The sequence below is a fragment of the Peptoniphilus sp. Marseille-Q6390 genome, from assembly GCF_965119475.1.
In genome coordinates, this window is sequence record NZ_CBCPLS010000001.1 from 399464 (window position 1) to 424517 (window position 25054).

Below are 25054 nucleotides of genomic sequence, written 5' to 3' on the forward strand. Positions count from 1 at the left end.
TTTTAATTTTGTATAGTTTCAGCTGAAGGGATTTGATTTAAATTAAGTAATTAGCCTATTTATATTGACATTAAATAATAGTAACAATATAATTTATAGAGATATATTGAACGGGATTTTTATTGTAAAATATGCCATTTAATGATAAAATAATACGTCAGGTAAAAGGAGTGGTAAAATGGGTTTAATGGAAAAGATTTTTGGTACCTACAGCGATAGGGAACTGAAAAAGATCGAGCCCCTAGTTAATAAAGTTATGAGTCTCGAAGGCGAGATGGAAAAGCTTTCTGATAATGAGCTTAAAGAAAAAACTGAAGAATTTAAAAATAGAATTAAGAATGGTGAAACAACTGATGACTTACTTCCAGAAGCTTTTGCTGTTGTAAGAGAAGCTGCTTGGAGAGTCCTAGGCATGAAGCATTTTAGGGTTCAAGTTATTGGTGGTATTATTCTTCACCAAGGTAGAATCGCAGAAATGAAAACTGGTGAAGGTAAGACACTTGTTGCTACACTACCAGCTTACTTAAATGCACTTGAAGGTAAGGGTACTCATGTTGTTACTGTCAACGACTACTTGGCTAGCCGTGATAGGGACTGGATGGGTAAGGTTTATGAATTCCTAGGTCTTAGTGTTGGATGTATTATCCACGACATGGATCAAGAGGAAAGACAAGCTGCTTACAATTCTGATATCACTTATGGTACTAACAACGAATTTGGTTTCGACTACCTAAGAGATAACATGGTTATATATAAGGAAGAAATGGTTCAAAGAGGACTTCACTTCTGTATAGTCGACGAAGTTGACTCTATCTTAATTGATGAAGCGAGAACACCTCTTATTATTTCTGGTCAAGGCGATGAATCTATTGACTTATATGTTAGAGCAAGAGATTTTGTTAACACTCTTAGCCACAGAATTAAGTCTCAAGATGAAATTGATCTTGAAAGATTTAACAGGGAATTCGAAGAAGAAACTGTTGACTATGTAATAGATGAAAAAGATAAGACTGCAACTCTTACTGATAAGGGTATTACTAAGGCTGAAAAATATTTTGGCATTGAAAACTTATCTGATGCAGCTAACATGGAGTTATCTCACCACATTAATCAAGCTCTTAAGGCAGCAGGTACAATGCACAGAGACATTGACTATGTTGTAAAAGATGGCGAAGTTATTATTGTTGATGAATTTACAGGCCGTCTAATGTACGGTAGAAGATATTCTGAAGGTCTACACCAAGCTATTGAAGCAAAAGAAGGACTAGAAGTAAGAGCTGAATCAAAAACTCTTGCAACAATTACCTTCCAAAACTACTTCAGGATGTATGACAAGCTTTCTGGTATGACAGGTACTGCCATGACAGAAGAAGGCGAATTTAGAGATATTTATAATATTGACGTTGTTGAAATCCCAACAAATAAACCTGTACAAAGGGAAGACGACAATGACCACATCTATATAAATGAAGATGCAAAGTTCAAGGCAGTTACAAGAGAAATTGCCGAGGCACATGAAAAGGGACAACCAGTCCTAGTTGGTACTGTATCAATTGACAAGTCTGAAGCACTTTCTAAATATTTAAAACGTGCAGGCATTAAGCACAACGTCTTAAACGCCAAAAATCACGAACAAGAGTCTGAAATAGTTGCCCAAGCAGGTCGTTTTGGTCAAGTTACTATTGCCACTAACATGGCTGGTCGTGGTACCGACATTGTACTTGGTGGTAACCCAGAATATCTTGCAAAGAAAGAACTTAAGAAACAAGGCATGGAAGAAGAAATGCTTGAATACGCGGATTCATACTTCAAGACTGATGATCCAGAAATCATAAAGGCAAGAGAAGACTATCAAGCTCTTGTTAAAAAGTTCAAGGTTGAAACTGACAAGGAAGCTGAAGAAGTTAAAAAAGTTGGCGGACTTAGAATCATTGGTACAGAAAGACACGAGTCAAGACGTATCGACAACCAATTACGTGGTCGTTCAGGTCGTCAAGGAGACCCAGGTTCTTCAAGATTCTACATCTCAGCTGATGATGACCTAATCAGACTATTCGCTGGAGACAGATTCAAGGATACAATGCTTAAACTTGATCCAGCAGAAGATGAACCAATTGAACACAAAATTCTTACAAGGCTAATCGAGTCAGCTCAAAGGAAAGTAGAAGGTAACAACTTTAGTATTCGTAAGAACGTCCTAAAATATGACGACGTTATGAATAAGCAAAGAGAAGTAATCTATGCAGAAAGAAGAAGAGTTCTTGAAGGTGAAAACCTAAGAGATGACATCATAGCAATGAGAAATGATGTAATCGACAAGACAATTGACTTCTACAATAAGCTAGACGACAACAACAAGAACTATCTTGACTTTGAATCAATAAGAAACTTTGGTGTGACTACTTTTGACTTCGAAGAAGACTTCTTAAAGAAGCTTGAAAATCCAACAGTAGATTCACTAAAGGCTTATTTCAAAGAACTTGCTGATGCAAAATACCTTGAAAAAGAAGAAGAATTCGGCGAAGAAAAATTCAGAGAAATTGAAAGAGTTGCCCTTCTTCAAAATGTTGACCAAAAGTGGATGGACCACATCGACGCGATGGATCAACTAAGAAAGGGAATTGGACTTCGTGCAGTTGGTCAAACTGATCCAGTAAGAGCCTACGCAGAAGAAGGCTTTGATATGTTCGAAGCAATGAACGAATCAATAAAAGAAGACACAGTTAAGATGCTTTACCACGTAGTTAACCCTGAAAGAGTTCAAAGAGTTAGGGTGGCAAAGGAAGTTGAAACTGTAAATCCTGATGACGGAAAACAAAAGCCTTTCGTTAGAAAAGAAAAAAAGGTTGGAAGAAATGATCCATGTCCATGCGGAAGTGGAAAAAAATATAAAAACTGTCACGGAAAATTTGAATAAGATGTAATTAAAGTGACCTAAATATTTAGGTCACTTTAATTATAAGCTACATATAATAATTATTGAGAAGGGGTGGTACTATTAACAAGTATTTTGTAGATTCAGAAAAGTTTGATGAAATGACATTTAAAGAAAAAGCCTATATATTAATTAAAAATTCGATTATGTTTAATAAATTTAGAGTAGAAGGTATATACTCGCAAGATGATATTTGTGATGAAATAGAAATTAGTAAAACACCTGTTAGGGAGGCCTTACTCCAGTTACAAAACGAAGGATTTGTAAAAATACTAAGAGGTAAAGGAGTACAAATAGTACCAGTTAACCATGGAAGAGCAAAAGATATTATTGAAACAAGATTATTATTAGAAGTAAATAATGCCTATTTTGCTGCATCTGTATTAGACGAAATTAGCAAGAATGAGATAAAAAGTTGTCTTGATGACCTTGAAAATTTTCTTGTTTCAAAAGATAGTAACTATTTGTATGTAATAGACCATGCTTTTCATAAATCTATAGCTAAGGCGACAAAAAATAAGATTTTCTATAAACAAACTTGTTTAATTTTAGATAACTATTTAAGATTTGAAAATAAAAATGTATATAACAATCTAATTGATGGAAAAATAGTTTTTGAAGAACATCGTTTAATAGCTGAAGCAATATTTAATAGAGATCCGAAGAATGCAAGCAAAAATATGGAGACTCACCTACTGAAATCATACAATAGGACTTTAAAGGAAATATGGGAAAAAAGTATATTATTTAATGAAAAAATTTATAAATGAAACTATTAAGTAAAAATTCTCTGCCAAATACAAAGGTAGAGATTTTTTTGTGATAAAGTGTTGACAAATATGTAAGAGGAACCTATAATAAGAAATATATTACGTAATATATTTCTTATTATAGGAGGTTAATATGATTATTTTAACGTGGATAATAACATTTTCTATTGTTGTTGGTTTAGGTATTTATTCTGGGAAATCCATAAAATCAGCAAATCAATGGACAGGTGGAGACAAGTCTATGGGAGCTATTTCTATAGGATGTATTTTTGCTGCATGGCAAATTGGTGGAATGGCTATTGTTGGTGCAGCTCAAAATGGTTATAACTTAGGGATATCAGGAGCTTGGTATTCTATTGCTGGTTCATTTTATTTTATAGCACTCGCGTTTTTTGCAAAGACTATACGAACTAAGATGCCAGGAGAATCAGTTCCTTCTTATCTACAAACTAGATTTGACAAAAAGACCGCTAAATTATATTCAATTGCATGGATAATATATGGATTTTTCTATATTCCAATTCAATTAAAAACAGTATCAAGTATCATTTCAATAGTAATACCAAATGTAAATCTAACGATTGCAATGATTATTGGATTAACACTAGCTGTATTATACACTAGTTTCTCAGGTATGAGGGGAGCAGATACTGTTGGAAGAATAGTTTGTATTGGAATTTACATATTATTAATAATATTTGTATTTACAAACTTAAAAAGATTTGAAGGATATGGAGGTTTATTAACCGAGTTACCATCTGAATACAGCAGTATGACAAATATGCCTATACAAAGAATTATAGCATGGATTTTTGGAGGCTGTATATCAACAGCTGTTATGCAATCTGTATTACAACCATTATTAGCAGCTAAGAATCCTGAGGCTGCTCAAAAGGGGATCTGTAATAGGATACTTAATAGCAGCTCCAATATGTTTCTTTACAGCACTATGTGGAATGATGGCGAAAGCTTCTGGGGCTAGCTTAGGCGATGGATCCACTGCTTTTGCATATTCTATTGATTTATTTAGTTCACCGTTATTTGCAGGTATTATATTTGCATTTACAACATTAATTATTTCAGCAACTATGGCAACAATGATGCTTGCTACGGGAACAATTATAACGAATATTTATAAAACAGACATAAATCCAAATGCTAGTGATGATAAAATTTTAAAAACATCTAAGATAGTAACTTTTATATTCGCTTATCTAACTTTAATACCAGCTTTTTTAATACCAAGTGAATCATTAACAAATCTATTTTTAACTTTACAGCATGTCGCAGCGGCGCCTGTGAGTTTCTCCATTATAGTTGGTTTAACTTGGCATAAGGCAACAAAACAAGGTGCATTTTGGAGTATGTTATTAGGAATTATTGTAGGAATTTCATGGATGCTTCTTGGTCTTACTGATAAGGTCGAGGCTATTTATCCAGTTTTCTTAACAACATATTTAGTTGGTTTCATTGTTTCTAAATTGACATATAAAGAGGAGATTGAACATATAAATGAATAAAAAAAGTTATTTATGGCCTACTTATTGGGAGAGGCCTTATGCAATGGGCGATAGTGGAGCAGTAAGTTCAAACAGTTATTATGCTACGAAGACAGGACTTGAAATATTAAAAAAAGGTGGAAATGCTTTTGATGCTTTGATAGCTGTTAGTTTAGTTTTATCTGTAGTAGAGCCTCATCATTCAGGAATTGGTGGTGGAGCGTTTAGTTTAATTTATTCAAAAAAACAAGATGAATTATTTGCCGTAGATGCTAGAGGGATAGCTCCAGAAAGAGCAACAAAAGATTTATTTATTAAAGATGGAGAAGTTTGGAACGAATGGAAAGATAATAGTGGAAAATCGGTTACTGTTCCAGGGTTAATAAAATCTCTTGCATACGTATATAAAAACTTTGCTAGCTTAGATATTAAAGAACTAATAAAACCAGCTTATGAATATGCAGAATATGGTTTTAAAACTAGCTTCACTGAATCAATAACAATTAAAGATGAATCGGTTAAGAGAAAAATAGAATTATCTAAAGATTTTAGAGATTTATTTCTTAAAGATGAAGATAAGGGATATGAATTTGGAGAAGTTCAATATAATAAAGGAATTGCAAAACTTTTAAAAATTCTTTCTGAAAAAGGATTTGAAGAATTTTACAAGGGAGACATTGCAGATAAAATTGTTGAGGCAATAAATACAAGAGAAGGCTGTTTTGTAAAGGAAGATTTATCAAATTATGATGTAAAGATAAGAGATGTTGTAGCTACTAATTATAAAGGATACGAAGTTAAATCGTTTGGGTTACCTTCAAGTGGTAGTACTGTAGTTGAAATGTTAAACATTTTAGACAACTTTGATTTAAAATCTATGGGTCATAATTCAAGTGAAAGCATCCACCATATAGCAGAAGCTATGAAGCTTGGATTTTCTGATAGATCTACTCTTATGGCAGATCCAGATTTCTTCAAGACAGATGTTGAAAAATTGATAGATCCTGAATATGCAAATAAACTAGCTAAATCAATAAAGGAACATTCACAAGATTTTGCAAAAAATTTAACGGATAATTATACAGAAGATTATAATGGGAATACATCTCATTTCTCTATAATTGATAAATATGGAAACTGTGTTTCACAAACTCAAACAATAAGAGATTGGTATGGAAGTGGAATTATTGTTAAAGATTACGGATTTACTTTAAATAACAATATGAGTGATTTTTCTGCAAGTGTTGGAGAAAAAACAAGCCAAGGTTTAGAATATGGTGAGGCTAATGCTGTTGAACCGTTCAAGACTCCAATATCTAGTATGTCACCAGTAATTATTTTTAAAGATGAAAAACCATTTTTAATTATAGGTGCTGCTGGTGGGCCTAGAATAATAACAGGGATAGTTCAGGGAATTGTTAATGCCATTGAATACGACATGAACCCAGAGCAACTCGTAAGTTTCCCATTTATAACTTGTTTAAGTGAGGAACAAGGGTTAGAACTTGAGTATGGAATTTCAAAAGACACAATGAACGAGCTTATAAAAAAAGGTCATGAAATAAAGCCTGTTTCAGTTAAAAATATGATGAGCTCTATGCTGAATAGTGTAATGTTTAAAGATGATGTATATTATAGTGCATCTACTAAGAGAGTTGATGGTTGTGGCGGATGTCTATGTGAAAATGGATCAATTATTTATGAAGGAATAAGTCATAATTAGTTAAAAACTCTGGTAGAGATACCAGAGTTTTTTATGTTCTATTGAAGAATAAAAGTTTTAAGTCAAAAGAAATCTGAAATAAAGTTTGAAAAGTTTAAACTTATTAAAGACTTAAAATAAAATTAAAGAGCCTTAGCAAATATACTTCCTAAGAAAGTAAAAAATTCTAAAAAAAAAGAGGGCTTAGCCCTCTTTAAAATTTAAATTTTATCTTACATATCTTTTTCTATAAGCTTACCTGTTTCATAGTCGTAAGTGTAAGAGATATCTTTAGTTCCGTTAACAACTTCAACTGTAACTACATACTTGCCGTCTTCGAATTCAACTTCGTATTCTCCAGCTTCAAAGCCTTGGCCAGCATCTTTTAAAGCTTCGTCCATATACTTGTCAACTGCTTCAATCATTTCTAATTGAACGTCAGCTGTCTTAGCTGAAGTGTTTTCTGCTTCGAACTCATCCTTAACAATGTCACCAGTCACTGCGTCCACTGTAACTTCGTATTCTTTTTCAGCGTCGTAGCCGCTAACCTTGTAGTAAGCTTTTCCGTTTTCAACTTCAAGTTGGAAAGATTCAACCTTTGCGTCAGCGTGAAGTTTCTTAAAGCCGTCAAAAGCTATCCCTCTATCTAAGTTTGCAACTGCACCCTTATTAATAGCTGTTTCTTCCTTTGTTTGAGCATCAGCTTTGTTTTTGCTTGCATTTTTATTTGCGTTCGCTTCAACTGCTGCAGTATTTTTTGCATTAGGATTATCTGCTTTTTCATTCTTTGGACCACAAGCAGTAAGTGTTAGTGCAAGTCCTAGTCCAAGTGTTGTCATTAAAATTTTCTTATTCATTATATTCCTCCGATTAAAGTGTATTTTAATTTTGCCTACAATTATTCTACCCGAAATGGCAAGGGATAAACATTTGGAAAAGCATGAAATATTGAAAATAAACGTATAGCAAACTACTAACTTTATGGTATAATGAAAAAAGAAAATTTCCTAGACTGAAGGAAAACATTTTTAGGATGTAGGAGGTGAGTTTTTTGGATGTAAAAGCTAATAAAAAGTCTCTTAGCAATATGGTCTATAGAGATTTAAAAGAAAAAATATTGAAGAACAAATTACTTCCAGGGGATAAGCTTATTGAAATGGAAATCGCTTCTAAACTCGACGTTTCTAGGACACCAGTAAGAGAAGCTTTGAAGAAGTTGGAGAAGGATGGTCTTGTTACTAGCTTTCCAAGGAAATCTTATATTGTTTCAAAAATTTCTGTCAAGGAAGCCAAGAATCTTTATATAGTTAGAAAATCTTTAGAACCTCTTTGTGTTGAACTTTTAGCGGAGAAGGGATTGGCAGATAAGACCAAATACTTCGAAGAAGTCAACGAAGATCTTAGGATCGCCATTGAAAATGGTGAAGAAGAACTTGCTCAAAATCTTATTATCGAGTGGAACATGGCTCTTGTAAGGTCACTTAACAATGAAATTCTTATTGAGGTAATGACTATGGTCAATAAGAGACTTTACAGGTTTGGTAATTTTATTTTCAGAGACAAGAAAAATTATAAGAGACACTACGATAACTTACAAAAAATTTATAAATTAATCGAAGAGAAAAAACCTAAGGAAGCTAGGAAGGCTAGCGAGAGAACAATTGAAGTAATTTACGAGATGTTTGAAGAGCAAGCTGACTATAGAATGTTTAGAAAATAATTAAAAAAAACACTTGACAGGAGTGTTTTTTTTAATTATAATTATTTTTGTTGTACTGATGGTACAGACAAGTTAATATTCATGCACCTTTAGCTCAGTTGGTAGAGCAACTGACTCTTAATCAGTGGGCCTACGGTTCGAGTCCGTAAAGGTGCACCATTCAATCCTGCTGACGATGTTGGCAGGTTTTTTTATACAATTATATTTTGATTTTACATACAATATCTATGACTTAAAGAAGGAATTTTTATAAATACAATTATTAACAATGAATTTATATTCTTCTTTTTGTTTTTCACAATTTATAGTATTATATAAAAGAGTTGGTGATTTAATGGGAAATAATGTGATCGGCTTTTATGATAGTGGAGTCGGAGGACTTTCTGTTTTAAAAGTTGCTTTAAATAAAATAAAAAATAAAAACTTCGTATTCTTTGGCGACACTCTTAGGATGCCCTACGGTGCCAGAACTAACGAAGAAATAAAAAATTATACAATGGAAGTCATGGGTTTCTTCAAGGATCTTGATGTTGACCTTTCAATTATTGCTTGCAACACTGCAACAAGTCATGGCCTCAAGGAATCCAATGAAAGATATAAGTATCCAATAATTGGTGTTGTTGAACCAGGTAGTGAAAATGCCCTTGAGAGAACTAAGACCAAGAGGGTTGCTCTTGTCGCAACAAAGTCCTGTGTTGAAAGTGGAGTTTATGACAAGGTCTTAAAGTCTATGGACCCATCTATTGAATTAAGATCTGTTTACTGTCCTGACCTCACTCTTGCCATTGAGAGGGGAGAGTTTGAAGAAGAATACATGGACGGAATTGTAAAAAAATACTTAGACTATTTCGAAGATTACGACTTCGACACAATGATTCTCGGCTGCACCCACTATCCTCTTGTTGAAGATTCCTTTAAGAGAATTTTGAAAAAACAAGGTAAGAAGGTCTTGATGGTTGACCCAGCCTACAAGACTGTCCTAGATGCCATGAATATTTTAAAAATTGAAAAGGACAACCAAGAGATTCCCAATAGGACAATTGACTTTTATATAACTGGGGACATTAATTTGTTTCGTTCTACCATGGAAAAGATAGTTGATCTATCTGACTTCGAGGTAAGCTTCCATCAAGTAGACATAAAAGATTTAGAAAAATATAGGTAATAAAAGAAGGCTTCAAAATCATGAAGCCTTCTTTTTGTTTAAGTCGTAAATAATTTTAAGTCCGTAGATGCCCAGGTCGTCATCTCTTATTAAGTCGTACTTAGATAGGTCTAAGAGATGGGCATAGGGTCCGGTGATTAAAATATTTGTGTCTTCTTTATTAAGTGAATAGCCTTCCACTATTTCATCAATTATACCAAGGACTGCCTTCTTGTATGCGAAGAAGAGTCCAGCCTGAATTGCCTTTTCAGTATTTTTTCCAACTATGTCATCAGGCTTTTTTAATTCTACATGAGGGAGCTTGGCGCTACCTCTCACAAGTGAATCTTGAAGCAAGTTGATTCCTGGCAGGATTAGTCCTCCCAGGAATTCTTTTTTTGCATTGATATAGTCAACTGTTGTAATTGACGATGCAGAAACTATTATTATGTTGCCTGTGTACTTTCTAGTGGCAGCAACTGCCTTTATAATTCTGTCTGACCCAACTTCTCTTGGGCTTTCGCACTTTATATTTAAACCAGTCTTAACTCCAGCAGAAATAAAAATTGGTTTCTTGCCAATGAGTTCTCTTCCAATCATCTCATAGGAAGATGAAAGCTCTGGTACAACATTAGAAATTATAATTTCATGGATGTCAGAAAGTTCTATATTCTTATCCATTAAGATGAGTTTAATCATCAGTTTAATTTCCACCACAGACCTATTCCTGTCAGTTGTAATTGAAAACTTATCAACTAACTTCTCTTGGTCGAAGACTCCAAAGTCTGTGGTCCTATTATCTATATCAATTGCAAGTAACATATTAACCCCTTCTTGATTTCAAAGCTTTTATAACTGCTGTAGTAATAATAACAGATAGGATAGCTTCAGGTATTCCTGATGTAACTGACACACCAAGGATTGCAGATTTTGCATTTTCTAGTGGAATGTTAAGAGCCTCAACATATCTCTTGGCATAGATTACATAAATTCCACCAAGGACTAGGATTGTGTTTGTCATTGATCCCACAAAGGCACCAATGGCAATAGGGAAGTCCTTCTCGCTTGACTTGAAAGAATAAATAAAAAATCCAAGGCAAAGGGCAAGTAGTATTACTACAAAAGTAATATTTAGTGTTGACCCACCACTTGTTATATTCTTATAAAGTAAGTAAGCTAGGAAAATTGAAATTAGTCCCCAAAGTCCCTTAGTTAAGTTTCTCAAGTTTTTATCTTCTAACTTCTTCATTGCTGCGTAAGAGTAGTAGGAAGTTATCCCAATTAAAACTCTTGGCAAGACAGAAATTAGTGGATTGTAAAAAACAAAGGCAACGGGACTTGCACCCCTTAGGATTGCATTTAAGAGTGATGACACTCCAAAAATAAGTCCAACCATGGCTCCCACCACAGGACCCTCTGCTATGGCACCAATAATTACTGGTATGTGCATAGTAGTTGCATTGATTACTCCAAGTGGAATAAGTCCAAGAGGAGTGAGACTAAGAACAACTGTGATGGCACCAAGCATGGCAGCTATCACTAGCCTTCTGTTACGTTCAGTGTTTCGATTCATTTTTACCTCCGATAGGGTTCGCGAGGATACCCTTCTTATTTGCATCAAATTATTTGATGGTCCTATAACTTACCAGCCCTCCAGAATCCTCGGCTGAATAAATTGCATTAGCAATAGACCTTGAGATGGTCTTTGCAGCAAGAATTCCAACCAAATTTATGTCTGCTTCAACTTGGCCACTTGCTAGTGTAAAAATTGTATCTCCATCGTTCATGGTATGCACTGGATTAATTGATCTTGCATATCCATCATGAGCCATTTGTGAGATCTTATTACAGTTTGCCTTAGTGAGTCTTGCGTTAGTTGCCACGACAGAAATTGTAGTGTTGGCAGGGCTAAATTGATTATAATCTTTAAGCTGCTTTTCGTAAAGGGCACAAGTGTCTAAAAAGATTTTATTTTCCCTGTCATAAACTCCCGCAATTCTTTTTCCAGCTTCGTAGTCAAAAATATCTCCCAAGGCATTTAATGCAACTATAGAAGAGACTACAAGGTCGCCAACTCTTATTGATGATTGACCAAGACCTGACTTCATGGCAAAGTCATTGCCCAAGATTTTTCCAACGCTGGCACCACAGCCTGCACCAAAGTTGCCTTGAGTCTTGTCATCTTCTCTTGCCTTTCTTGCAGCTTCATATCCCATATTAAAATCAGGTCGAACTTTTGAATCGCCTACTGCAAGATCAAAGAGAACTGCACCGGGAACTATGGGAACTATACCAACTCCCACATCGAAGCCTGCACCTTCTTCTTCCAAGAACTTCATAAGTCCGCCACCTGCGTCAAGTCCATAGGCAGACCCACCAGTTAAGAAAACTCCGTGGACCTTTTGGACCAAGTTTTCTGCTCTTAGAAGATCAGTCTCACGAGTGCCAGGTCCTGCACCACGAACGTCAACTCCTGCCGTAAAGCCTTCTGTGCAAAGGATGGCACTTGTCCCTGTTAGGGCCAGGCCATCTTCTGCGTGGCCAAGTCTTATACCCTTAACATCTGTCAAAAATCCCTCGTACATATTTCCTCCTTATTAAAAGTTTATCAACTCATACAAAATTATAAACTTGCAAAAATTTATAAAGTTGTAAGAGTTCGCTAAGTCATAAAAAAATATTAACTCACAAAGAACTATAAAGTCACAAAAACTTACAAAGTCATAAAACCTAATCACTTACAAAATATCAAAAAACCTCATCAAAGTCGATGAGGTTTAAAAATTTATTTATTTTTTCTCTTTTCGTTGACAGATGTAATTTTATCCTTGAATGTGTAATCCTTGTCGCGTCTGTCATCAATTTTTACAACAGAGTAAACCCTGTCTGCTCCAGATTCAAAAACTGATTCTTGCATCCTTCTTATTACATCATATAAAACTTTTAAATCCTTATGGGCAATTGTTGTTCCCATGGCATTAAGTTCATAAGTTAGTCCATCAACTTCGCCAATGGAGTCAAGGGCACCTGCAATGTACTTGCTCACAGATGTTGTCTTTGTTCCTATAGGTATAAGTGTTAATTCTGCTACTGCCATTTTATTCCTCCTAGTCACTAATCCTTGGCAGGTTCCAATTTCTTTTCACTGCCAAGAGTCTAAATATTAAAACTGTAAAAAAACAAATTATCATGGAAACCTGGTCGCCTAAAAAATTTCTCGTGAGGAGAAAAACTATAGAGCCCAAGATACATGCGCCGGCATAAATTTGTTCCTTAAAGATAAAGGGGATAGTGCCTGCCAAGACGTCACGAATCATTCCACCGCCAACTCCCGTTATAGAACCAACAAATATAAGCAAAAACCTCTTATCAAGTCCTAGGGAAAGGGCAGTTGCCATTCCAGTAATAGTAAAGGAAGCAAGACCAATTGTGTCGCTAATTATCATGAACTCATTCATAAAATTTATGACCTGTCTTGATTGAAATTTTTTTCTGAAATAGAAAAACATAAAAACTAAAATTGAAAAGACAGTGGATATGATTGCGTTAGTTGAATTCTGAAACATCTTTGGTGGATTGATACCAAGGACCAAGTCACGAACGAAGCCTCCCCCAAGAGCTGTGACAAGACCCAAGACGGTAACGCCAAGTATGTCCATCTTCTTCTTGCAACCAAGTATGGCACCGGAAATTGCAAAGGCAATTGTCCCGATGATGTCAAAAAATACATTGAACTCTAAATAATTTCCAATCATAAGGTCATTATACCAAAGTTTAAATTTGTGGGAATCGGAAATTTCAATAAATTGAAAAAATTTTTTTAAACTTTGTTATAATGTTAATAGTATTGGAGGGACTATGAGCTTACTTATAAAAAACATTTCTTATTTAGATATAGACCAGGAAAAAATTATTGATAATGCAGATATTCTTATAGAAGAAAATAAAATAAAAAAAATTGGAAGAGATTTAGATGTTAAAGCTGACCAAGTTTTTGATGGCAAGGACAAACTTCTTACACCAGGTTTTGTAAATGCCCACACCCACCTTGGCATGTCTTATTTTAGGAACTATGCCGACGACTTGGCACTGATGGACTGGCTGGAAAATGAAATTTGGCCAATTGAAGCAAAGTTAAATCCTGAGGACATATATTGGTCCTCTAAGCTTTCTATTATTGAAAACATAAAGTCGGGTGTGACAACTTTTTGTGATATGTACTACGAGATGGATAAGGTTGGGGACGCTGCCATTGAAGCTGGCATTCGTGGAGTCTTAACTCGTGGCATGACAGATGTTGATGGGGAAGGGGAAGCCAAACTTAAAGAGTTTGACGACCTTTACAAAAATTATCAAAACAAAGCTGGGGGAAGAATTAGAGTTGTCCCTGCACCTCATGCAATTTATACTTGTTCCACTGACTTTTTAAAGGAAATCTCTAAGAGGTCCTTGGAAAGATACGACAGTTTAATTCACATTCACTTGTCAGAAACTATAACAGAAGTAGAAAATTCAAAAAAAGAATATGGGATGACGCCAATTGAGTACGTAAACTCCTTGGGACTACTTGATAGCCAAATAATTGCAGCCCACTGCGTTCACATTACTGATGAAGAAATTGAACTTGTGAAGGATAAAAAATTCTTCCCAGTTTACAACCCATCATCAAACCTAAAGCTTGCCAGTGGATTCACACCAGTTGATAAACTTTTGAAAAACAATATAATTGTGGCATTAGGAACTGACGGCGACTCTTCAAACAACAACCAAGACTTTGTTGAGGAGATGCACATAGGCGGCATAGTCAACAAGGCCGTTACCATGAATGAAAAGGCTGTGCCGGCTATTGAAATTTTAAAAATGGCAACTGTAAATGGAGCAAGGGCCCTTGGCTTTGAAAATCTTGGCTTGATTAAGGAAGGCTACCTTGCAGATCTAACAATTTTTGATTTAGATTCAAATTCTTTCACACCGAGAAATAATTTGATCTCAGCCCTAGTTTACTCAGCCAACTCATCTGATGTTGAAGCAGTCATTTGTGACGGCGACTTTATCATGAAGAATAGGGAAATAGTAAAGCTAGATGAGGGAAAAGTTAGACAAGTGGTTAATGAGAGATGGGAAGACATTAAGAGCAGATAAGACCATGGAAAAGAAAAAAACAAATAATTTTTTTAAAGTCATACTAAGGCTAGCTATTTTACTAATCACTATTGCCATCTTCACTGGTGGTATCATGCTTGCCCTGTCCCTAATTTTTTATGGGCAGACTTATTTTAATAGCGGCTATAAAAATGCAAACCTAGTGATGTTAACGGGGACTACGGGCCAGCTCTTGGCAGCCATCTTCTTTGTGAAATTTATTTTGAAAAAGAAAATTGACTACATCTTCTTCAAGAGAGAAGGACTTGCAAAGAATATTGGACTTGGACTCTTCCTAGGATTCTTGCAAATTTCTATTTATGTCTTGCTAGACATGGGAAGGGGAGTCCTTGGATACGAGAAGATTAACCTAGGCAATTTAAACTTAATTTTTCTTGCCTACTTCATTGCCTTCTTTATCCAATCCACATCAGAAGAATTCTTGGTAAGAGGAATCCTAACAAGAGTCCTAGTTGATAAATATGGAAGGAAGATTGCAATCTTACTACCATCAATTTTCTTTGGTTTATTGCACCTAGGCAATGAGGGAGTGACAATTTTATCCACCCTCAACACAATCTTGGTGGGATTATTTTTTGCAAAATTATTATTCTACTCAGACAACATTATGTTGACCTCTGGAGTCCACGCAGGCTGGAACTTTTCCATGGCAATGATCTATGGCCTAAATGTTAGTGGCTTTAGTGGCTTTGACAGCCTACTTAATTTTAAAATTTTAAATTATAACTTGTACGACAAGACTTATGGGCCAGAGGGAAGTATCCTCGTGACCTTCATTGAAATAATTAGTATTTTTATTATATTTTATTTGGAAAAAAGAAAGAGAGATAAAAATGGAAGATAAAAAAATAGTTTACTCTGGGATCCAACCTTCAGGTTCCCTCACTATTGGAAATTATATTGGGGCCTTAAAGAACTTTATTGGCCTTCAAGATGAATACAACTGCCTCTACTGTATAGTTGACATGCATGCCATCACTGTGGCACAAGAGCCAAAGGACCTTAGGAAGAACACACTTGATGTCCTTGCACTTTACCTTGCAGCAGGTCTTGACCCAAAGAAGTCAATAATTTACATCCAATCTCATGTACCAGCCCACGCTGAACTTGGTTGGGTCCTAAACACAATGACAGGTCTTGGACAACTTCAAAGGATGACACAATTTAAGGACAAGGCAAAGAAGTATACTGACGTGCAAGCAGGCCTACTTAACTATCCAGTCCTAATGGCAGCAGACATTTTGCTTTACCAATCTTCCTTTGTACCTGTTGGCGAAGACCAAAAGCAACACATAGAAATTACAAGAGACTTGGCACAAAGATTTAACTCAAGATATTCTGAAACTTTTACAATTCCAGAAATTTTAACTCCAAAAGTTGGGGCAAGAATTATGTCTTTGAAAGACCCATCTTCAAAGATGTCTAAGTCTGACCCAAATAAGGACGGTTACATCCTTCTTCTTGACTCAGAAGACGACACAAGAAAGAAAATCAAAAGAGCTGTGACAGATTCTTCTGGCGAGTTTAGATATTCTGACGAACAAGCAGGCCTAAAGAACTTGATCAACATTCACGCTTCCTTCTCTGGCATGAGCCCAGAAGAAATTGTTAAGAAGTACGAAAACCTTGGCTACGGCGAATTCAAAGAAGATCTTGGCGAAGTTGTAGTTGAAGGACTAAGACCACTTCGTGAAAGATTTAAAGAGATTAGGGAGGACAAAGCTTATCTTGAATCAGTTTACAAGGAAGGAGCAGAAAAAGCATCCTATCTTGCCAACAAAACCCTAAGAAAGGTTTATAAGAAGGTTGGTTTTATCCCTAGATAATCAAGATTTTATTGATTTCAAATATTTTTTGTGGTATCTTTTATATTAAGTTGGAGGTGGCTTATGGCAAAGAAAATTATTATTGTCCTTGCCCTAATTCTTCTTGGAGGCTATTTTGCCTATCCACAGATTCGAAAAAAAATGTTTGAAGCAGAGTTTAAGAGGCAAAACCCTGGAGTAGAAATTATAGGTAAGGCAGATGGACCGACAGCTATTTTTACCACAAAAAATAAAAAAAGAGACAAAGATAAGGGTGTAGAAAAAAATAATAATCAAGAAGCAGACCAAGCAACTGCTATAGGAACAATTGGTGGGAATGACGATTTTAAGGTCTTATATCCAAAGGTTGATCCAGATTCTGAACCTACCTTACAAGCTTCTGATTTTTTAAGAGTCAAGGATTTTATTTTTGAATCTTCATCAGTTAAAAAGGACCTTGAGAAGGATTATGACAATGCAGCAAGAGCTTTTGGCTTTGGAAGTGAATCCAAAGAACCAGAAAAGGCTGGCAAGATAGAAGATGCGACAATAATTGGAGCAGTCATAAACTCAAGGGGATTTAGTGGTGACAAGTTGGTCTTAGATATTAACACCTATTCCAATGTTAAAAGTTTAATGAAATCTACTTACATCTTAGGATTTGAAGATGAAAATGGAAAAGAAATCAAAGAATTAAAGGTAAGAATAAATTCTTCAGAGCCAGAAGATCATCAAAATGTAAGAGAAGAAATTGGTGGGTTTGATAAGTACAAAAAGGTAATCATATTTTTGAAGCAAGTAGAAGTTGTAGAAGACAATGATTGTACAAGTTACCTCACTCCTATACAAAACTTGACAATAGAAAAATAAATTAGCAATAAAAAAGAGGATTGTAAAAATTTATATTTAGAGAGAGACTATTTGCTGAGATGTCTTTATAAACTTTACAATTGTAGCTTTTTTGCTTCTTTGGTGAAGCTAGTAGCCAGAGACGACTTATCTCGTTAAAGATTTTAGAGAGTTTATTGAAAAATAAAAATTAAGGTGGTACCGCGTCTTTCGTCCTTAGGGATGGAGGACGCTTTTTTATTTTTTAATTTTATAAAAATGCAAAAATTCAAAAATTATAAATTATGAGGAGGAAAAATGAAAGAGTTAAACAAAACTTATGATCCAAAGGATTTTGAAGAGAAAATCTATGACTATTGGATGGAAAATAATTACTTTAGGGCAGAGGTTGATGAAAACAAAAAACCTTACTCAATTGTAATGCCACCTCCAAATGTAACAGGCAACCTTCACATGGGTCACGCTCTTAACAACACTATCCAAGACGTTCTCATTAGGACAAAGAGGATGCAGGGCTACTCAGCACTTTGGCTACCAGGAACTGACCACGCATCAATTTCCACTGAAGCAAAGGTTGTTGAAAAACTTAGAAACCAAGGCATAAACAAGGAAGACATTGGAAGAGAAAAATTCTTAGAACACGCTTGGGAATGGACTCACGAATACGGTGGCAACATTGTAAACCAACTTAAGAAGCTGGGAATTTCTTGCGACTGGTCAAGACAAAGCTTCACCCTTGATGATAATCTTTCCCACGCAGTTGAAGAAGTTTTTATAGAACTTTATGAAAAAGGACTTATCTATCGTGGCAACAGGATTATTAACTGGTGCCCATCTTGTGAGACTTCAATCTCTGATGCAGAAGTTGAACACGAAGAAAGTGATGGCAATATTTGGTACTTCAAGTATCCCTTTGCAGATAGGGAAGGTGGAATTGAAATTGCAACAACAAGACCTGAGACTATCCCAGGAGACCTTGCCATTGCAGTAAACCCTGAAGACGAAAGATACACTGACCTTGTTGGTGAGTATGTAATGATTCCAGTAATGGGCAACAAAAAAATTCCAATTATTGCTGATGATTATGTTGAAATGGACTTTGGTTCTGGTGCAGTAAAGATTACTCCATCCCACGACCCTAACGACTTTGAAGTTGGAGCTCGTCACGACCTTGGTCAAAATATAATTATGGACGGCAAGGGCTACTTAAATGAAAATGCTGGTGCCTATGCAGGCTTGGAAAGATACGAAGCTAGAAAGAAAATCATAGAAGACTTTGAAAAGCTTGGCTTCTACATTGGCAAGAAACACCACCACAATGCTGTTGGTCATTGCGAAAGATGTCACACAGTTATTGAACCCCTAATCTCTAAGCAATGGTTCGTTAAGATGGCACCACTTGCTAAGCCAGCTCTTGAAGAATACAGGAAGGGCAACTTAAATATCATTCCAGAAAGATTTGGAAAGATTTACGAAAACTGGCTAGAAAATATTCGTGACTGGAACATTTCAAGACAATTGTGGTGGGGTCACAGACTTCCAGTTTGGTATTCAGACTCTGACGATGAAATTGTAATTTCAAGAGAAGATCCATCAAACACAGAAGGGCATGAAGGCAAGACTTACACACAAGACCAAGACACACTTGACACTTGGTTCTCATCAGCCCTTTGGCCTTTCTCAACTCTTGGTTGGCCAGAAAAAACTCCAGAGTACGACTACTTCTATCCAACAAATGTACTTGTAACAGGCTACGACATTATCTTCTTCTGGGTAATTAGAATGGTATTCTCTGCCCTAGAACAAACTGGCAAGCTTCCATTTAAAGATGTATTCCTAAATGGACTTGTAAGAGACGACCAAGGAAGAAAGATGTCTAAGTCTCTTGGCAATGGTATTGACCCACTTGACATCATAAGAGACTACGGTGCCGATGCTCTTAGATTTACCCTTGTAACAGGTAACACTCCAGGCAACGACATGAGATTTTACATTAAGAGGGTTGAAGCAAATAGAAACTTTGCCAACAAACTTTGGAATGCAACAAGATTTTTAATGATGAATATGTCTGATGAAATCGAAGATTCCAACTTTGATGTAAATAAACTTCACTACCAAGACAAGTGGATAATATCAAAGCTACAAAAGGTTATAAAATCAATTACAGAAAAAATTGACAAGTACGACATTGGCCTTGCAGCAGATGACATTTACGACTTCATCTGGTCCGACTTCTGCGATTGGTACATTGAAATTGTAAAACCAGTTTTATATTCAGATGATGTGGAAGAAAAAACAAACACAGTAAAAGTTTTACTTTATGTATTAGAAAATATTTTAAAACTTCTTCATCCATTTATGCCTTACATCACAGAAGAAATTTGGCAAGCCCTACCTAATAGGAAGGAAGCACTTATTGTTGCTGCTTGGCCAGAATACAGGGAAGACCTTGTGTTTGAAAAAGAAGAAAGGGCAACAGAATACATTGAAAATGCTATTCGTGAAATCAGAAATGCAAGAAGCGAAATGAATATAGAAAACTCAAAGAAGTCCAACACTCTTGTTTACACTAAGGACAATGAAGTTAAGGAAATCTTTGAAGAAATGAAGGGACTTCTTCTAAATCTTGGCTACTCAAACTCTGTAGAAATTACAGATGACGAAAGCAAAAAGAATTCAGAAAATATTTCTATAGTTCTCGACAAGGCAGAAATCCAACTTCCACTAAAGGAACTTGTGGACTTTGAAAAGGAACTAAAGAGACTTCAAAAGGATAAGAAGGAAGCTGAAGGAGAACTAAAGAGAGCCAAGGGCAAACTTGCCAATGAAGGCTTTGTTTCTAAGGCGCCAGAAAAACTTATTGAAGAAGAAAAAGAAAAAGTTACTAAGTACGAAGAAATCCTAAAGACAATTGAAGTGCAAATTGCAAAGGTAGAAAAGAACCTATGACATACCAAGAAGTTGTAAAAAATATTGAATCCAGGATTGGCAAGTTCAAGTCCAAGGGCAATGTGAGGATCAAAAAGTTTTTAGAAAAGCTTGGGTCCCCCCACAAGAACTTAAAAGTCATTCACGTTGCTGGGACCAACGGCAAGGGATCAACAGTTAACTTTATAAAAGATGTCTTAAAAGAAGACTACAAGGTGGGGTCCTTTGTTTCTCCCCACCTCATAACTTACTGCGACAGGATAAAAATTGGCGATGCAGAAATTTCTCAAGCCGACTTTGCTGAAATTGGTGAATTTATAATTGAAAGGGAAAAAGATATTGTAGAAGAATATGGGGACCTAAACCTCTTTGAGTTTTTGACAATTATGGCAATCATCTACTTTGAAAGGGAAGGGGTGGACCTTGCCATTCTTGAAGTTGGCATGGGTGGACGTGCAGACTCTACAAACATCTTCACAAATCGTGAAAAATTAATTTCTCTTATCACATCAATATCCATGGACCACATGGAATATCTTGGCGACACCATAGAAGAAATTGCAGATGCCAAGGCTGGCATCATCCAAGAAGGTGGACTTGTGGTAACGACTAATATGGATCCAAAAATTCTTGGAGTTATAGAGAAAGAAGCAAAAGAAAAATCTGCAGAACTTTTCTACACCAAGGACCTTGCAAGCGAGATTTTAAATTCAGACCTAAGGGGAATTGATTTCAAAGTGAAATTAGATGATGTTGAAGAAGAATTTCATCTCACACAAATTGGCGACTACCAAGTTGAAAATGCTTTTGGAGCAATTTACGCCCTCTACCTCTTAAACAAGAGGGGAATTTTAAAAATTTCTCTTGATGACATCAAGGCGAGAATAAAAAGATCAACTTGGAAGGGAAGGATGGAGATTGTCTCAAGAGACCCACTTATAATACTTGACGGAGCCCACAACTTTGATGGAATCAAGAGACTAGTTGAGTCCCTAGACAATTTTAAATTCAAAAAACTCCACCTCATTATGTCAATCCTTGCAGACAAGGAACACAAGAAGATGCTAGAAGAAATTGCGTCCTACACAGATGAAGTTGTCTTTGTAAATCTTGACTACAAGAGGGGAACAAGCCCAGATGAACTTAGCAGCGAGGCAAGTGAGTACGGACTTAAGGGTCAAGTCATGACAATTGATGAAGCCCTAGCCTATTACAAAAAGTCTTACCAAGAAGGAGACTTGATATTAATCACAGGCTCTCTTTACTTCGTAAGTGAAGCAAGATCAAAGATTTTAAACTACGATTACAGCATTTAATAAAATAAAGAATTGTAAAAAAATAAGACCATGGATTTTTGTTTCCATGGTCTTTTAATTTAAGTTAAATTATTTTGCTTCTTTAGCAGTTTCTTTAACTTCTTCTTTAGCTTCTTTGACGTCTTTCTTCATTTCTTTTTTAGCTTCTTTAACGTCTTTTTCCATTTCTTTTTTAGCTTCTTTAGCTTCTTTCTTTTCTTCTACTTTAACGTCAGCCTTGAAACCAAGTTGTTCTTTAGCTTCAACAAGTGCCTTAAGTTCATTTGTGAATTGTTCAGCAGTAGCTTTTTCATCAGCTAGTAGAGATTTTGCAGCTGCAACAGCATTTTCAAAGTTAGATTTTACTTTGTCGTCAGCTTTCTTGTAAGCTTCAGATTCACGAACTTCTTTTTCGTTAACAAGTTCTTTTTTAACAGCTTCTTTAAGTTCTTCTAATTTAGGAGCAACTTTTTCTTCTTTAGCAGCTTCTTTTTCAGACATTAATAGAACAGTGTTAGTAGCCTTGTCAAAATCAACGCCAAATCCAAGAGCTTCGCCAAGATCTCTTAACTTGTAGTAATTGCTGTCATCAACCTTGTAAGCAGTAGCTGTAAGAGCCTTGTCGCCAACCATTACCTTGTCGTTAGTAAGCATACCCTTAGACATAGCCTTTACTTCTTTTTGGTCAGTTTCAGCAACCTTGTAGTCAGCACCCTTAGTTAAAGTTACAAGAGCATCCTTGTATTCAACACCAAATTTAGCCTTAGAGTCTTTAAGAACTGCAGCTAGGTCTCTAAGTTTGAAGTAGTTGTAACCATCAATGTTGTATCCATAGATAACAACGTCTTTTCCGTCAAGTTTAACCTTTTGAGTAGTAGCCTTAACGTCAACAGTTTTAACTTCTTTTACTTCTTTTTTAACTTCTTCTTTAACTTCTTTAACGTCTTTCTTAACTTCTTCTTTAACTACTTTAGCATCTTTTTTAGCTTCAGTCATTTTTTCTTCAGCTTTTTCTTTAGCTTCAGTCATTTTTTCTTTAGCATCTTTAGCTACTTCTTTTCCAGCTTCCTTAGCGTCTTTAGCTAATTGTTCAACCTTAGATGGTTCTTTAGCTTCTTTCATAGCATTTTCAGCTGCAGCGAAAACTGGGCTAGCAGTAGATAGTAGCATTACTCCAGCTAGAGATAGTGATGTTAATTTCTTGTTCATTATAATTTTCCTCCTAAAATATAAGTTAACCTTATTATACATAAATTAATTGATAAATCAATTAAAGTGAGTAAAATAGAGAATCATTTTAAAAATTTTAATAATTCTGTAACATTAATTCTTGCTATAAGCGTAAACGAAACCACCACTTGCATCTACAGTGACTTCGCCAGACTTAGTGTAGAAGACATAAGTGCCAGCATCAGGGAGGTAATCCCTTTGGTCCTTGCTAAGTTCCTTATCTTTTAAAAACCTCTTCTTGTTTCCAACAAGGGTCATGAAGTCACGAGCAACTTTTCTTGACTCACCTTCACTCAAGTGCTTTTCCAAGAAGGGATACTTTTCGTTAGGGAAGTAGTCAAACTTATAAAACTTTAAATTATTATTCTTATCAAAGATAAATCTCATGGATAAATTTTTCTTTTCATAATCCTTTAAAAATAATTCATAGACCTTGCCGTCTTGAACTTCTTCCACCCTCATGACACCATCCCTTAAGTAGTCGCCCAGGTCAGTGACCTTTCGTATCTTATTAATAAGAGCAAGGTCCTTGACATCCTTAAGAGGGTCAGGGTCTCGAGTGGCATCTCTCTCATAGCCATTATTGATGCTGCAGTAAAATTCTTTTTCATTCCACTCAAGCTTGGCATTCATTGCATTGGCAAGTGCCCTAGCAGGTACATAAGCAGTGTCATTTAAGATAAAAGTTGGCGAGTCAATTGTAAAGACCATGTCATCAATCCTGTACTCCTTAGAGTCAATGTAGAAAACAATCTTTTTTCCCTTGTTAATAATCTCCACCTGCCTTGTGTCGCCCTTCCAAATAACATCAGCTCCTAGGTTTTCAGAAACAAGCCTAAGAGGAATGTGAATCCTGTCATTCTTAACAACGAAATCCTTCTTGAAGACGATGTTATTGATGACAAGAGTCATCTTTTTCCTTTCACTAGCGTAGACACTGGTGAAGAGTAAAAGAAAAGATAGGATAAATAAAAACTTCTTCTTCATGCAATCACTCCTTTAGTTAATTATAACACTAATAAAAAATTAAAAACTTACAAAAAGCTTAAGAATAAGAGAAAAGAAAAAAGTCCCCCTAAGAGAACTTTTAAGAATTAATTATGAATTTTTATTTCGCAATTAAAAGATAACTTTTTTTGAGACATACTCTTTTATGATTGAAGAAAGCTTGCAAGCAAACTCTTCTATCTTTGGATTTTTATATACGACAGTGATTGCTGAAAAGTCTCCATCAATTTCTATAAATTCACAATAAGAAGTTGAATTAATCATCTTAAGAGCTGACTCATAAATAAAAGTTACACCCTTATTGGCCCTAACCAAGCTTACAGAATTCATTATAGTGGATGTAATTTTAATATTCTCAGGGTAGAAGTTCTTGGCTTTAAAGATGTCCTCTACGGACTTTCTTAGATTTTTTTCACGATTTAACAAGAAGAAGGTTTCCTTTGAGTAGTCCTCTAAAGAATTATTATCATCTTTATAAATAGACTTGGGAACCATTAAATAAATTTTGTCGTTTAAAACGTGAACAGATTGTAAGTTCTTGTTATTTATATTTCTGTTAGTTATAAATAAATCAATCTCATCTCTTAATAAGGCATCTTCGAAAGAAGTGGAATCATACTTAGTAAGACTCAACTCCAAGTTTGGATAAACTTCTATTAACCTAGGTACAATGTTTGGAATTATGTATTGAGACATAAAAGTCAAAGAACCTATCCTAATGTATGAATTATTTGAACTTTTGGATTCGTTTATTTCTTTTAGCATTTCCATTTCTAAGTCTTGGAACTTATCTATGTAATCAAAAAGTATTTTGCCTTCTTGAGTTAAAGCTAGGGGAGACTTTGACCTATCAAAAATTACAAAGCCAATATTGTCTTCGATCCTCTTTAAAGTCCTACTTAGATTTGGTTGAGCAGTAAAAAGTTTTTGTGAAGCCCGGCTTATACTTCCACACTCTCTTATTGTTGTTAAAATTAAAAGACTTTTATGGTCTAACACTTATATC

22 protein-coding genes, 1 tRNA gene and 1 other annotated feature are annotated in these 25054 nt (G+C 35.4%); of the genes, 14 read left to right on the forward strand and 9 right to left on the reverse strand.

What is annotated here, in order from left to right; translation table 11 throughout:
* Positions 1-178 precede the first annotated feature (178 nt).
* The 5 genes from secA (at position 179) to ggt (ending at position 6927) form a co-directional block, all read left to right on the forward strand.
* Positions 179-2917 (forward strand): preprotein translocase subunit SecA, encoded by a 2739-nt coding sequence (gene secA, locus ACWPVO_RS01950; RefSeq protein ID WP_148465217.1) that lies wholly within the window; start codon positions 179-181, stop codon positions 2915-2917.
* Positions 2918-3036: 119 nt separating this feature from the next.
* Complete coding sequence (locus ACWPVO_RS01955) at positions 3037-3705, forward strand: GntR family transcriptional regulator (RefSeq protein ID WP_282925107.1); 669 nt, start codon at positions 3037-3039, stop codon at positions 3703-3705.
* Positions 3706-3838: 133 nt separating this feature from the next.
* Positions 3839-4687, forward strand: coding sequence for a sodium:solute symporter family transporter (locus tag ACWPVO_RS01960; RefSeq protein ID WP_454206175.1), 849 nt, complete (start codon positions 3839-3841; stop codon positions 4685-4687).
* Positions 4665-5225: a sodium:solute symporter family transporter gene (locus ACWPVO_RS01965; RefSeq protein WP_454206176.1), complete on the forward strand. Its 561-nt coding sequence runs from the start codon at positions 4665-4667 to the stop codon at positions 5223-5225. Before ACWPVO_RS01960 ends, ACWPVO_RS01965 begins: the two co-directional genes overlap by 23 nt.
* Positions 5218-6927 carry a gamma-glutamyltransferase gene (gene ggt / locus ACWPVO_RS01970; RefSeq protein ID WP_282925109.1) on the forward strand — a complete coding sequence of 570 codons (1710 nt, stop codon included), beginning with the start codon at positions 5218-5220 and terminating at the stop codon, positions 6925-6927. The genes ACWPVO_RS01965 and ggt overlap by 8 nt, the downstream gene beginning before the upstream one ends.
* A gap of 212 nt (positions 6928-7139) precedes the next feature.
* Here ggt and ACWPVO_RS01975 read toward each other — a convergent pair whose 3' ends face one another.
* Complete coding sequence (locus ACWPVO_RS01975; protein ID WP_454206178.1) at positions 7140-7763, reverse strand: PepSY domain-containing protein; 624 nt, start codon at positions 7761-7763, stop codon at positions 7140-7142.
* A gap of 185 nt (positions 7764-7948) precedes the next feature.
* Here ACWPVO_RS01975 and ACWPVO_RS01980 point away from each other — a divergent pair, with 185 nt between their 5' ends.
* The 3 genes from ACWPVO_RS01980 (at position 7949) to murI (ending at position 9791) form a co-directional block, all read left to right on the forward strand.
* The gene (locus ACWPVO_RS01980; RefSeq protein ID WP_454206180.1) at positions 7949-8626 is read left to right on the forward strand and encodes a GntR family transcriptional regulator; all 678 of its coding nucleotides are present in this window, start codon (positions 7949-7951) and stop codon (positions 8624-8626) included.
* An 83-nt stretch (positions 8627-8709) separates the two neighbouring features.
* Positions 8710-8785, forward strand: a tRNA-Lys gene (locus tag ACWPVO_RS01985).
* 175 nt (positions 8786-8960) lie between these two features.
* Positions 8961-9791, forward strand: a complete 831-nt coding sequence (gene murI, locus ACWPVO_RS01990) for a glutamate racemase (protein ID WP_412427971.1) — start codon at positions 8961-8963, stop codon at positions 9789-9791.
* 18 nt (positions 9792-9809) lie between these two features.
* Here murI and ACWPVO_RS01995 read toward each other — a convergent pair whose 3' ends face one another.
* The 5 genes from ACWPVO_RS01995 to ACWPVO_RS02015 all read right to left on the reverse strand — a co-directional run bounded on the left by ACWPVO_RS01995 (position 9810) and on the right by ACWPVO_RS02015 (position 13525).
* Positions 9810-10592: a type III pantothenate kinase gene (locus ACWPVO_RS01995; RefSeq protein WP_005956247.1), complete on the reverse strand. Its 783-nt coding sequence runs from the start codon at positions 10590-10592 to the stop codon at positions 9810-9812.
* A 1-nt stretch (position 10593) separates the two neighbouring features.
* Complete coding sequence (locus ACWPVO_RS02000) at positions 10594-11343, reverse strand: ECF transporter S component (protein ID WP_148465277.1); 750 nt, start codon at positions 11341-11343, stop codon at positions 10594-10596.
* A gap of 49 nt (positions 11344-11392) precedes the next feature.
* Positions 11393-12355, reverse strand: a complete 963-nt coding sequence (locus ACWPVO_RS02005; RefSeq protein WP_454206183.1) for a P1 family peptidase — start codon at positions 12353-12355, stop codon at positions 11393-11395.
* A gap of 200 nt (positions 12356-12555) precedes the next feature.
* On the reverse strand, positions 12556-12867 hold the full coding sequence (locus tag ACWPVO_RS02010) for an MTH1187 family thiamine-binding protein (RefSeq protein ID WP_060799474.1): 312 nt from the start codon (positions 12865-12867) through the stop codon (positions 12556-12558).
* Positions 12868-12877: 10 nt separating this feature from the next.
* Positions 12878-13525, reverse strand: a complete 648-nt coding sequence (locus ACWPVO_RS02015; protein WP_454206185.1) for a trimeric intracellular cation channel family protein — start codon at positions 13523-13525, stop codon at positions 12878-12880.
* Positions 13526-13628: 103 nt separating this feature from the next.
* Here ACWPVO_RS02015 and ACWPVO_RS02020 point away from each other — a divergent pair, with 103 nt between their 5' ends.
* The 6 genes from ACWPVO_RS02020 to ACWPVO_RS02045 all read left to right on the forward strand — a co-directional run bounded on the left by ACWPVO_RS02020 (position 13629) and on the right by ACWPVO_RS02045 (position 21831).
* Positions 13629-14912, forward strand: coding sequence for an amidohydrolase (locus ACWPVO_RS02020; RefSeq protein ID WP_454206187.1), 1284 nt, complete (start codon positions 13629-13631; stop codon positions 14910-14912).
* Positions 14854-15777 (forward strand): CPBP family intramembrane glutamic endopeptidase, encoded by a 924-nt coding sequence (locus ACWPVO_RS02025; RefSeq protein ID WP_454206189.1) that lies wholly within the window; start codon positions 14854-14856, stop codon positions 15775-15777. The genes ACWPVO_RS02020 and ACWPVO_RS02025 overlap by 59 nt, the downstream gene beginning before the upstream one ends.
* On the forward strand, positions 15767-16759 hold the full coding sequence (gene trpS / locus ACWPVO_RS02030) for a tryptophan--tRNA ligase (protein WP_005956149.1): 993 nt from the start codon (positions 15767-15769) through the stop codon (positions 16757-16759). The genes ACWPVO_RS02025 and trpS overlap by 11 nt, the downstream gene beginning before the upstream one ends.
* Positions 16760-16822: 63 nt before the next feature.
* Entirely contained in the window at positions 16823-17608 is a 786-nt protein-coding gene (locus ACWPVO_RS02035; protein ID WP_454206192.1) for a hypothetical protein, read from the forward strand.
* Positions 17607-17808: a binding site (T-box leader), on the forward strand. It overlaps the preceding gene by 2 nt.
* A 76-nt stretch (positions 17809-17884) precedes the next feature.
* The gene (locus ACWPVO_RS02040) at positions 17885-20536 is read left to right on the forward strand and encodes a valine--tRNA ligase (RefSeq protein ID WP_454206194.1); all 2652 of its coding nucleotides are present in this window, start codon (positions 17885-17887) and stop codon (positions 20534-20536) included.
* Complete coding sequence (locus ACWPVO_RS02045; RefSeq protein WP_005956215.1) at positions 20533-21831, forward strand: bifunctional folylpolyglutamate synthase/dihydrofolate synthase; 1299 nt, start codon at positions 20533-20535, stop codon at positions 21829-21831. Before ACWPVO_RS02040 ends, ACWPVO_RS02045 begins: the two co-directional genes overlap by 4 nt.
* Before the next feature lie 69 nt (positions 21832-21900).
* Here ACWPVO_RS02045 and ACWPVO_RS02050 read toward each other — a convergent pair whose 3' ends face one another.
* From ACWPVO_RS02050 to ACWPVO_RS02060, 3 genes are all read right to left on the reverse strand, one after another.
* Entirely contained in the window at positions 21901-23019 is a 1119-nt protein-coding gene (locus tag ACWPVO_RS02050) for a hypothetical protein (protein ID WP_412446326.1), read from the reverse strand.
* Positions 23020-23133: 114 nt separating this feature from the next.
* A complete protein-coding gene (locus ACWPVO_RS02055; protein WP_285043696.1) occupies positions 23134-24027 on the reverse strand; it encodes a copper amine oxidase N-terminal domain-containing protein in 894 nt (297 codons plus the stop codon).
* A gap of 132 nt (positions 24028-24159) precedes the next feature.
* Entirely contained in the window at positions 24160-25047 is an 888-nt protein-coding gene (locus ACWPVO_RS02060) for a LysR family transcriptional regulator (protein ID WP_282925125.1), read from the reverse strand.
* Positions 25048-25054: the final 7 nt, after the last annotated feature.

Coding starts and splice junctions, on each gene's coding strand:
- ACWPVO_RS02040 (WP_454206194.1), top strand. CDS start 17,885: ATGAAAGAGTTAAACAAAACTTATGATCCAAAGGATTTTGAAGAGAAA.
- trpS (WP_005956149.1), top strand. CDS start 15,767: ATGGAAGATAAAAAAATAGTTTACTCTGGGATCCAACCTTCAGGTTCC.
- ggt (WP_282925109.1), top strand. CDS start 5,218: ATGAATAAAAAAAGTTATTTATGGCCTACTTATTGGGAGAGGCCTTAT.
- ACWPVO_RS02020 (WP_454206187.1), top strand. CDS start 13,629: ATGAGCTTACTTATAAAAAACATTTCTTATTTAGATATAGACCAGGAA.
- ACWPVO_RS01965 (WP_454206176.1), top strand. CDS start 4,665: ATGGCGAAAGCTTCTGGGGCTAGCTTAGGCGATGGATCCACTGCTTTT.
- ACWPVO_RS02015 (WP_454206185.1), bottom strand. CDS start 13,525: ATGATTGGAAATTATTTAGAGTTCAATGTATTTTTTGACATCATCGGG.
- ACWPVO_RS01975 (WP_454206178.1), bottom strand. CDS start 7,763: ATGAATAAGAAAATTTTAATGACAACACTTGGACTAGGACTTGCACTA.
- ACWPVO_RS01960 (WP_454206175.1), top strand. CDS start 3,839: ATGATTATTTTAACGTGGATAATAACATTTTCTATTGTTGTTGGTTTA.
- ACWPVO_RS02045 (WP_005956215.1), top strand. CDS start 20,533: ATGACATACCAAGAAGTTGTAAAAAATATTGAATCCAGGATTGGCAAG.
- ACWPVO_RS01955 (WP_282925107.1), top strand. CDS start 3,037: ATGACATTTAAAGAAAAAGCCTATATATTAATTAAAAATTCGATTATG.
- ACWPVO_RS02050 (WP_412446326.1), bottom strand. CDS start 23,019: ATGAACAAGAAATTAACATCACTATCTCTAGCTGGAGTAATGCTACTA.
- ACWPVO_RS02010 (WP_060799474.1), bottom strand. CDS start 12,867: ATGGCAGTAGCAGAATTAACACTTATACCTATAGGAACAAAGACAACA.
- murI (WP_412427971.1), top strand. CDS start 8,961: ATGGGAAATAATGTGATCGGCTTTTATGATAGTGGAGTCGGAGGACTT.
- ACWPVO_RS02005 (WP_454206183.1), bottom strand. CDS start 12,355: ATGTACGAGGGATTTTTGACAGATGTTAAGGGTATAAGACTTGGCCAC.
- ACWPVO_RS02025 (WP_454206189.1), top strand. CDS start 14,854: ATGAGGGAAAAGTTAGACAAGTGGTTAATGAGAGATGGGAAGACATTA.
- ACWPVO_RS02055 (WP_285043696.1), bottom strand. CDS start 24,027: ATGAAGAAGAAGTTTTTATTTATCCTATCTTTTCTTTTACTCTTCACC.
- secA (WP_148465217.1), top strand. CDS start 179: ATGGGTTTAATGGAAAAGATTTTTGGTACCTACAGCGATAGGGAACTG.
- ACWPVO_RS02000 (WP_148465277.1), bottom strand. CDS start 11,343: ATGAATCGAAACACTGAACGTAACAGAAGGCTAGTGATAGCTGCCATG.
- ACWPVO_RS02035 (WP_454206192.1), top strand. CDS start 16,823: ATGGCAAAGAAAATTATTATTGTCCTTGCCCTAATTCTTCTTGGAGGC.
- ACWPVO_RS01995 (WP_005956247.1), bottom strand. CDS start 10,592: ATGTTACTTGCAATTGATATAGATAATAGGACCACAGACTTTGGAGTC.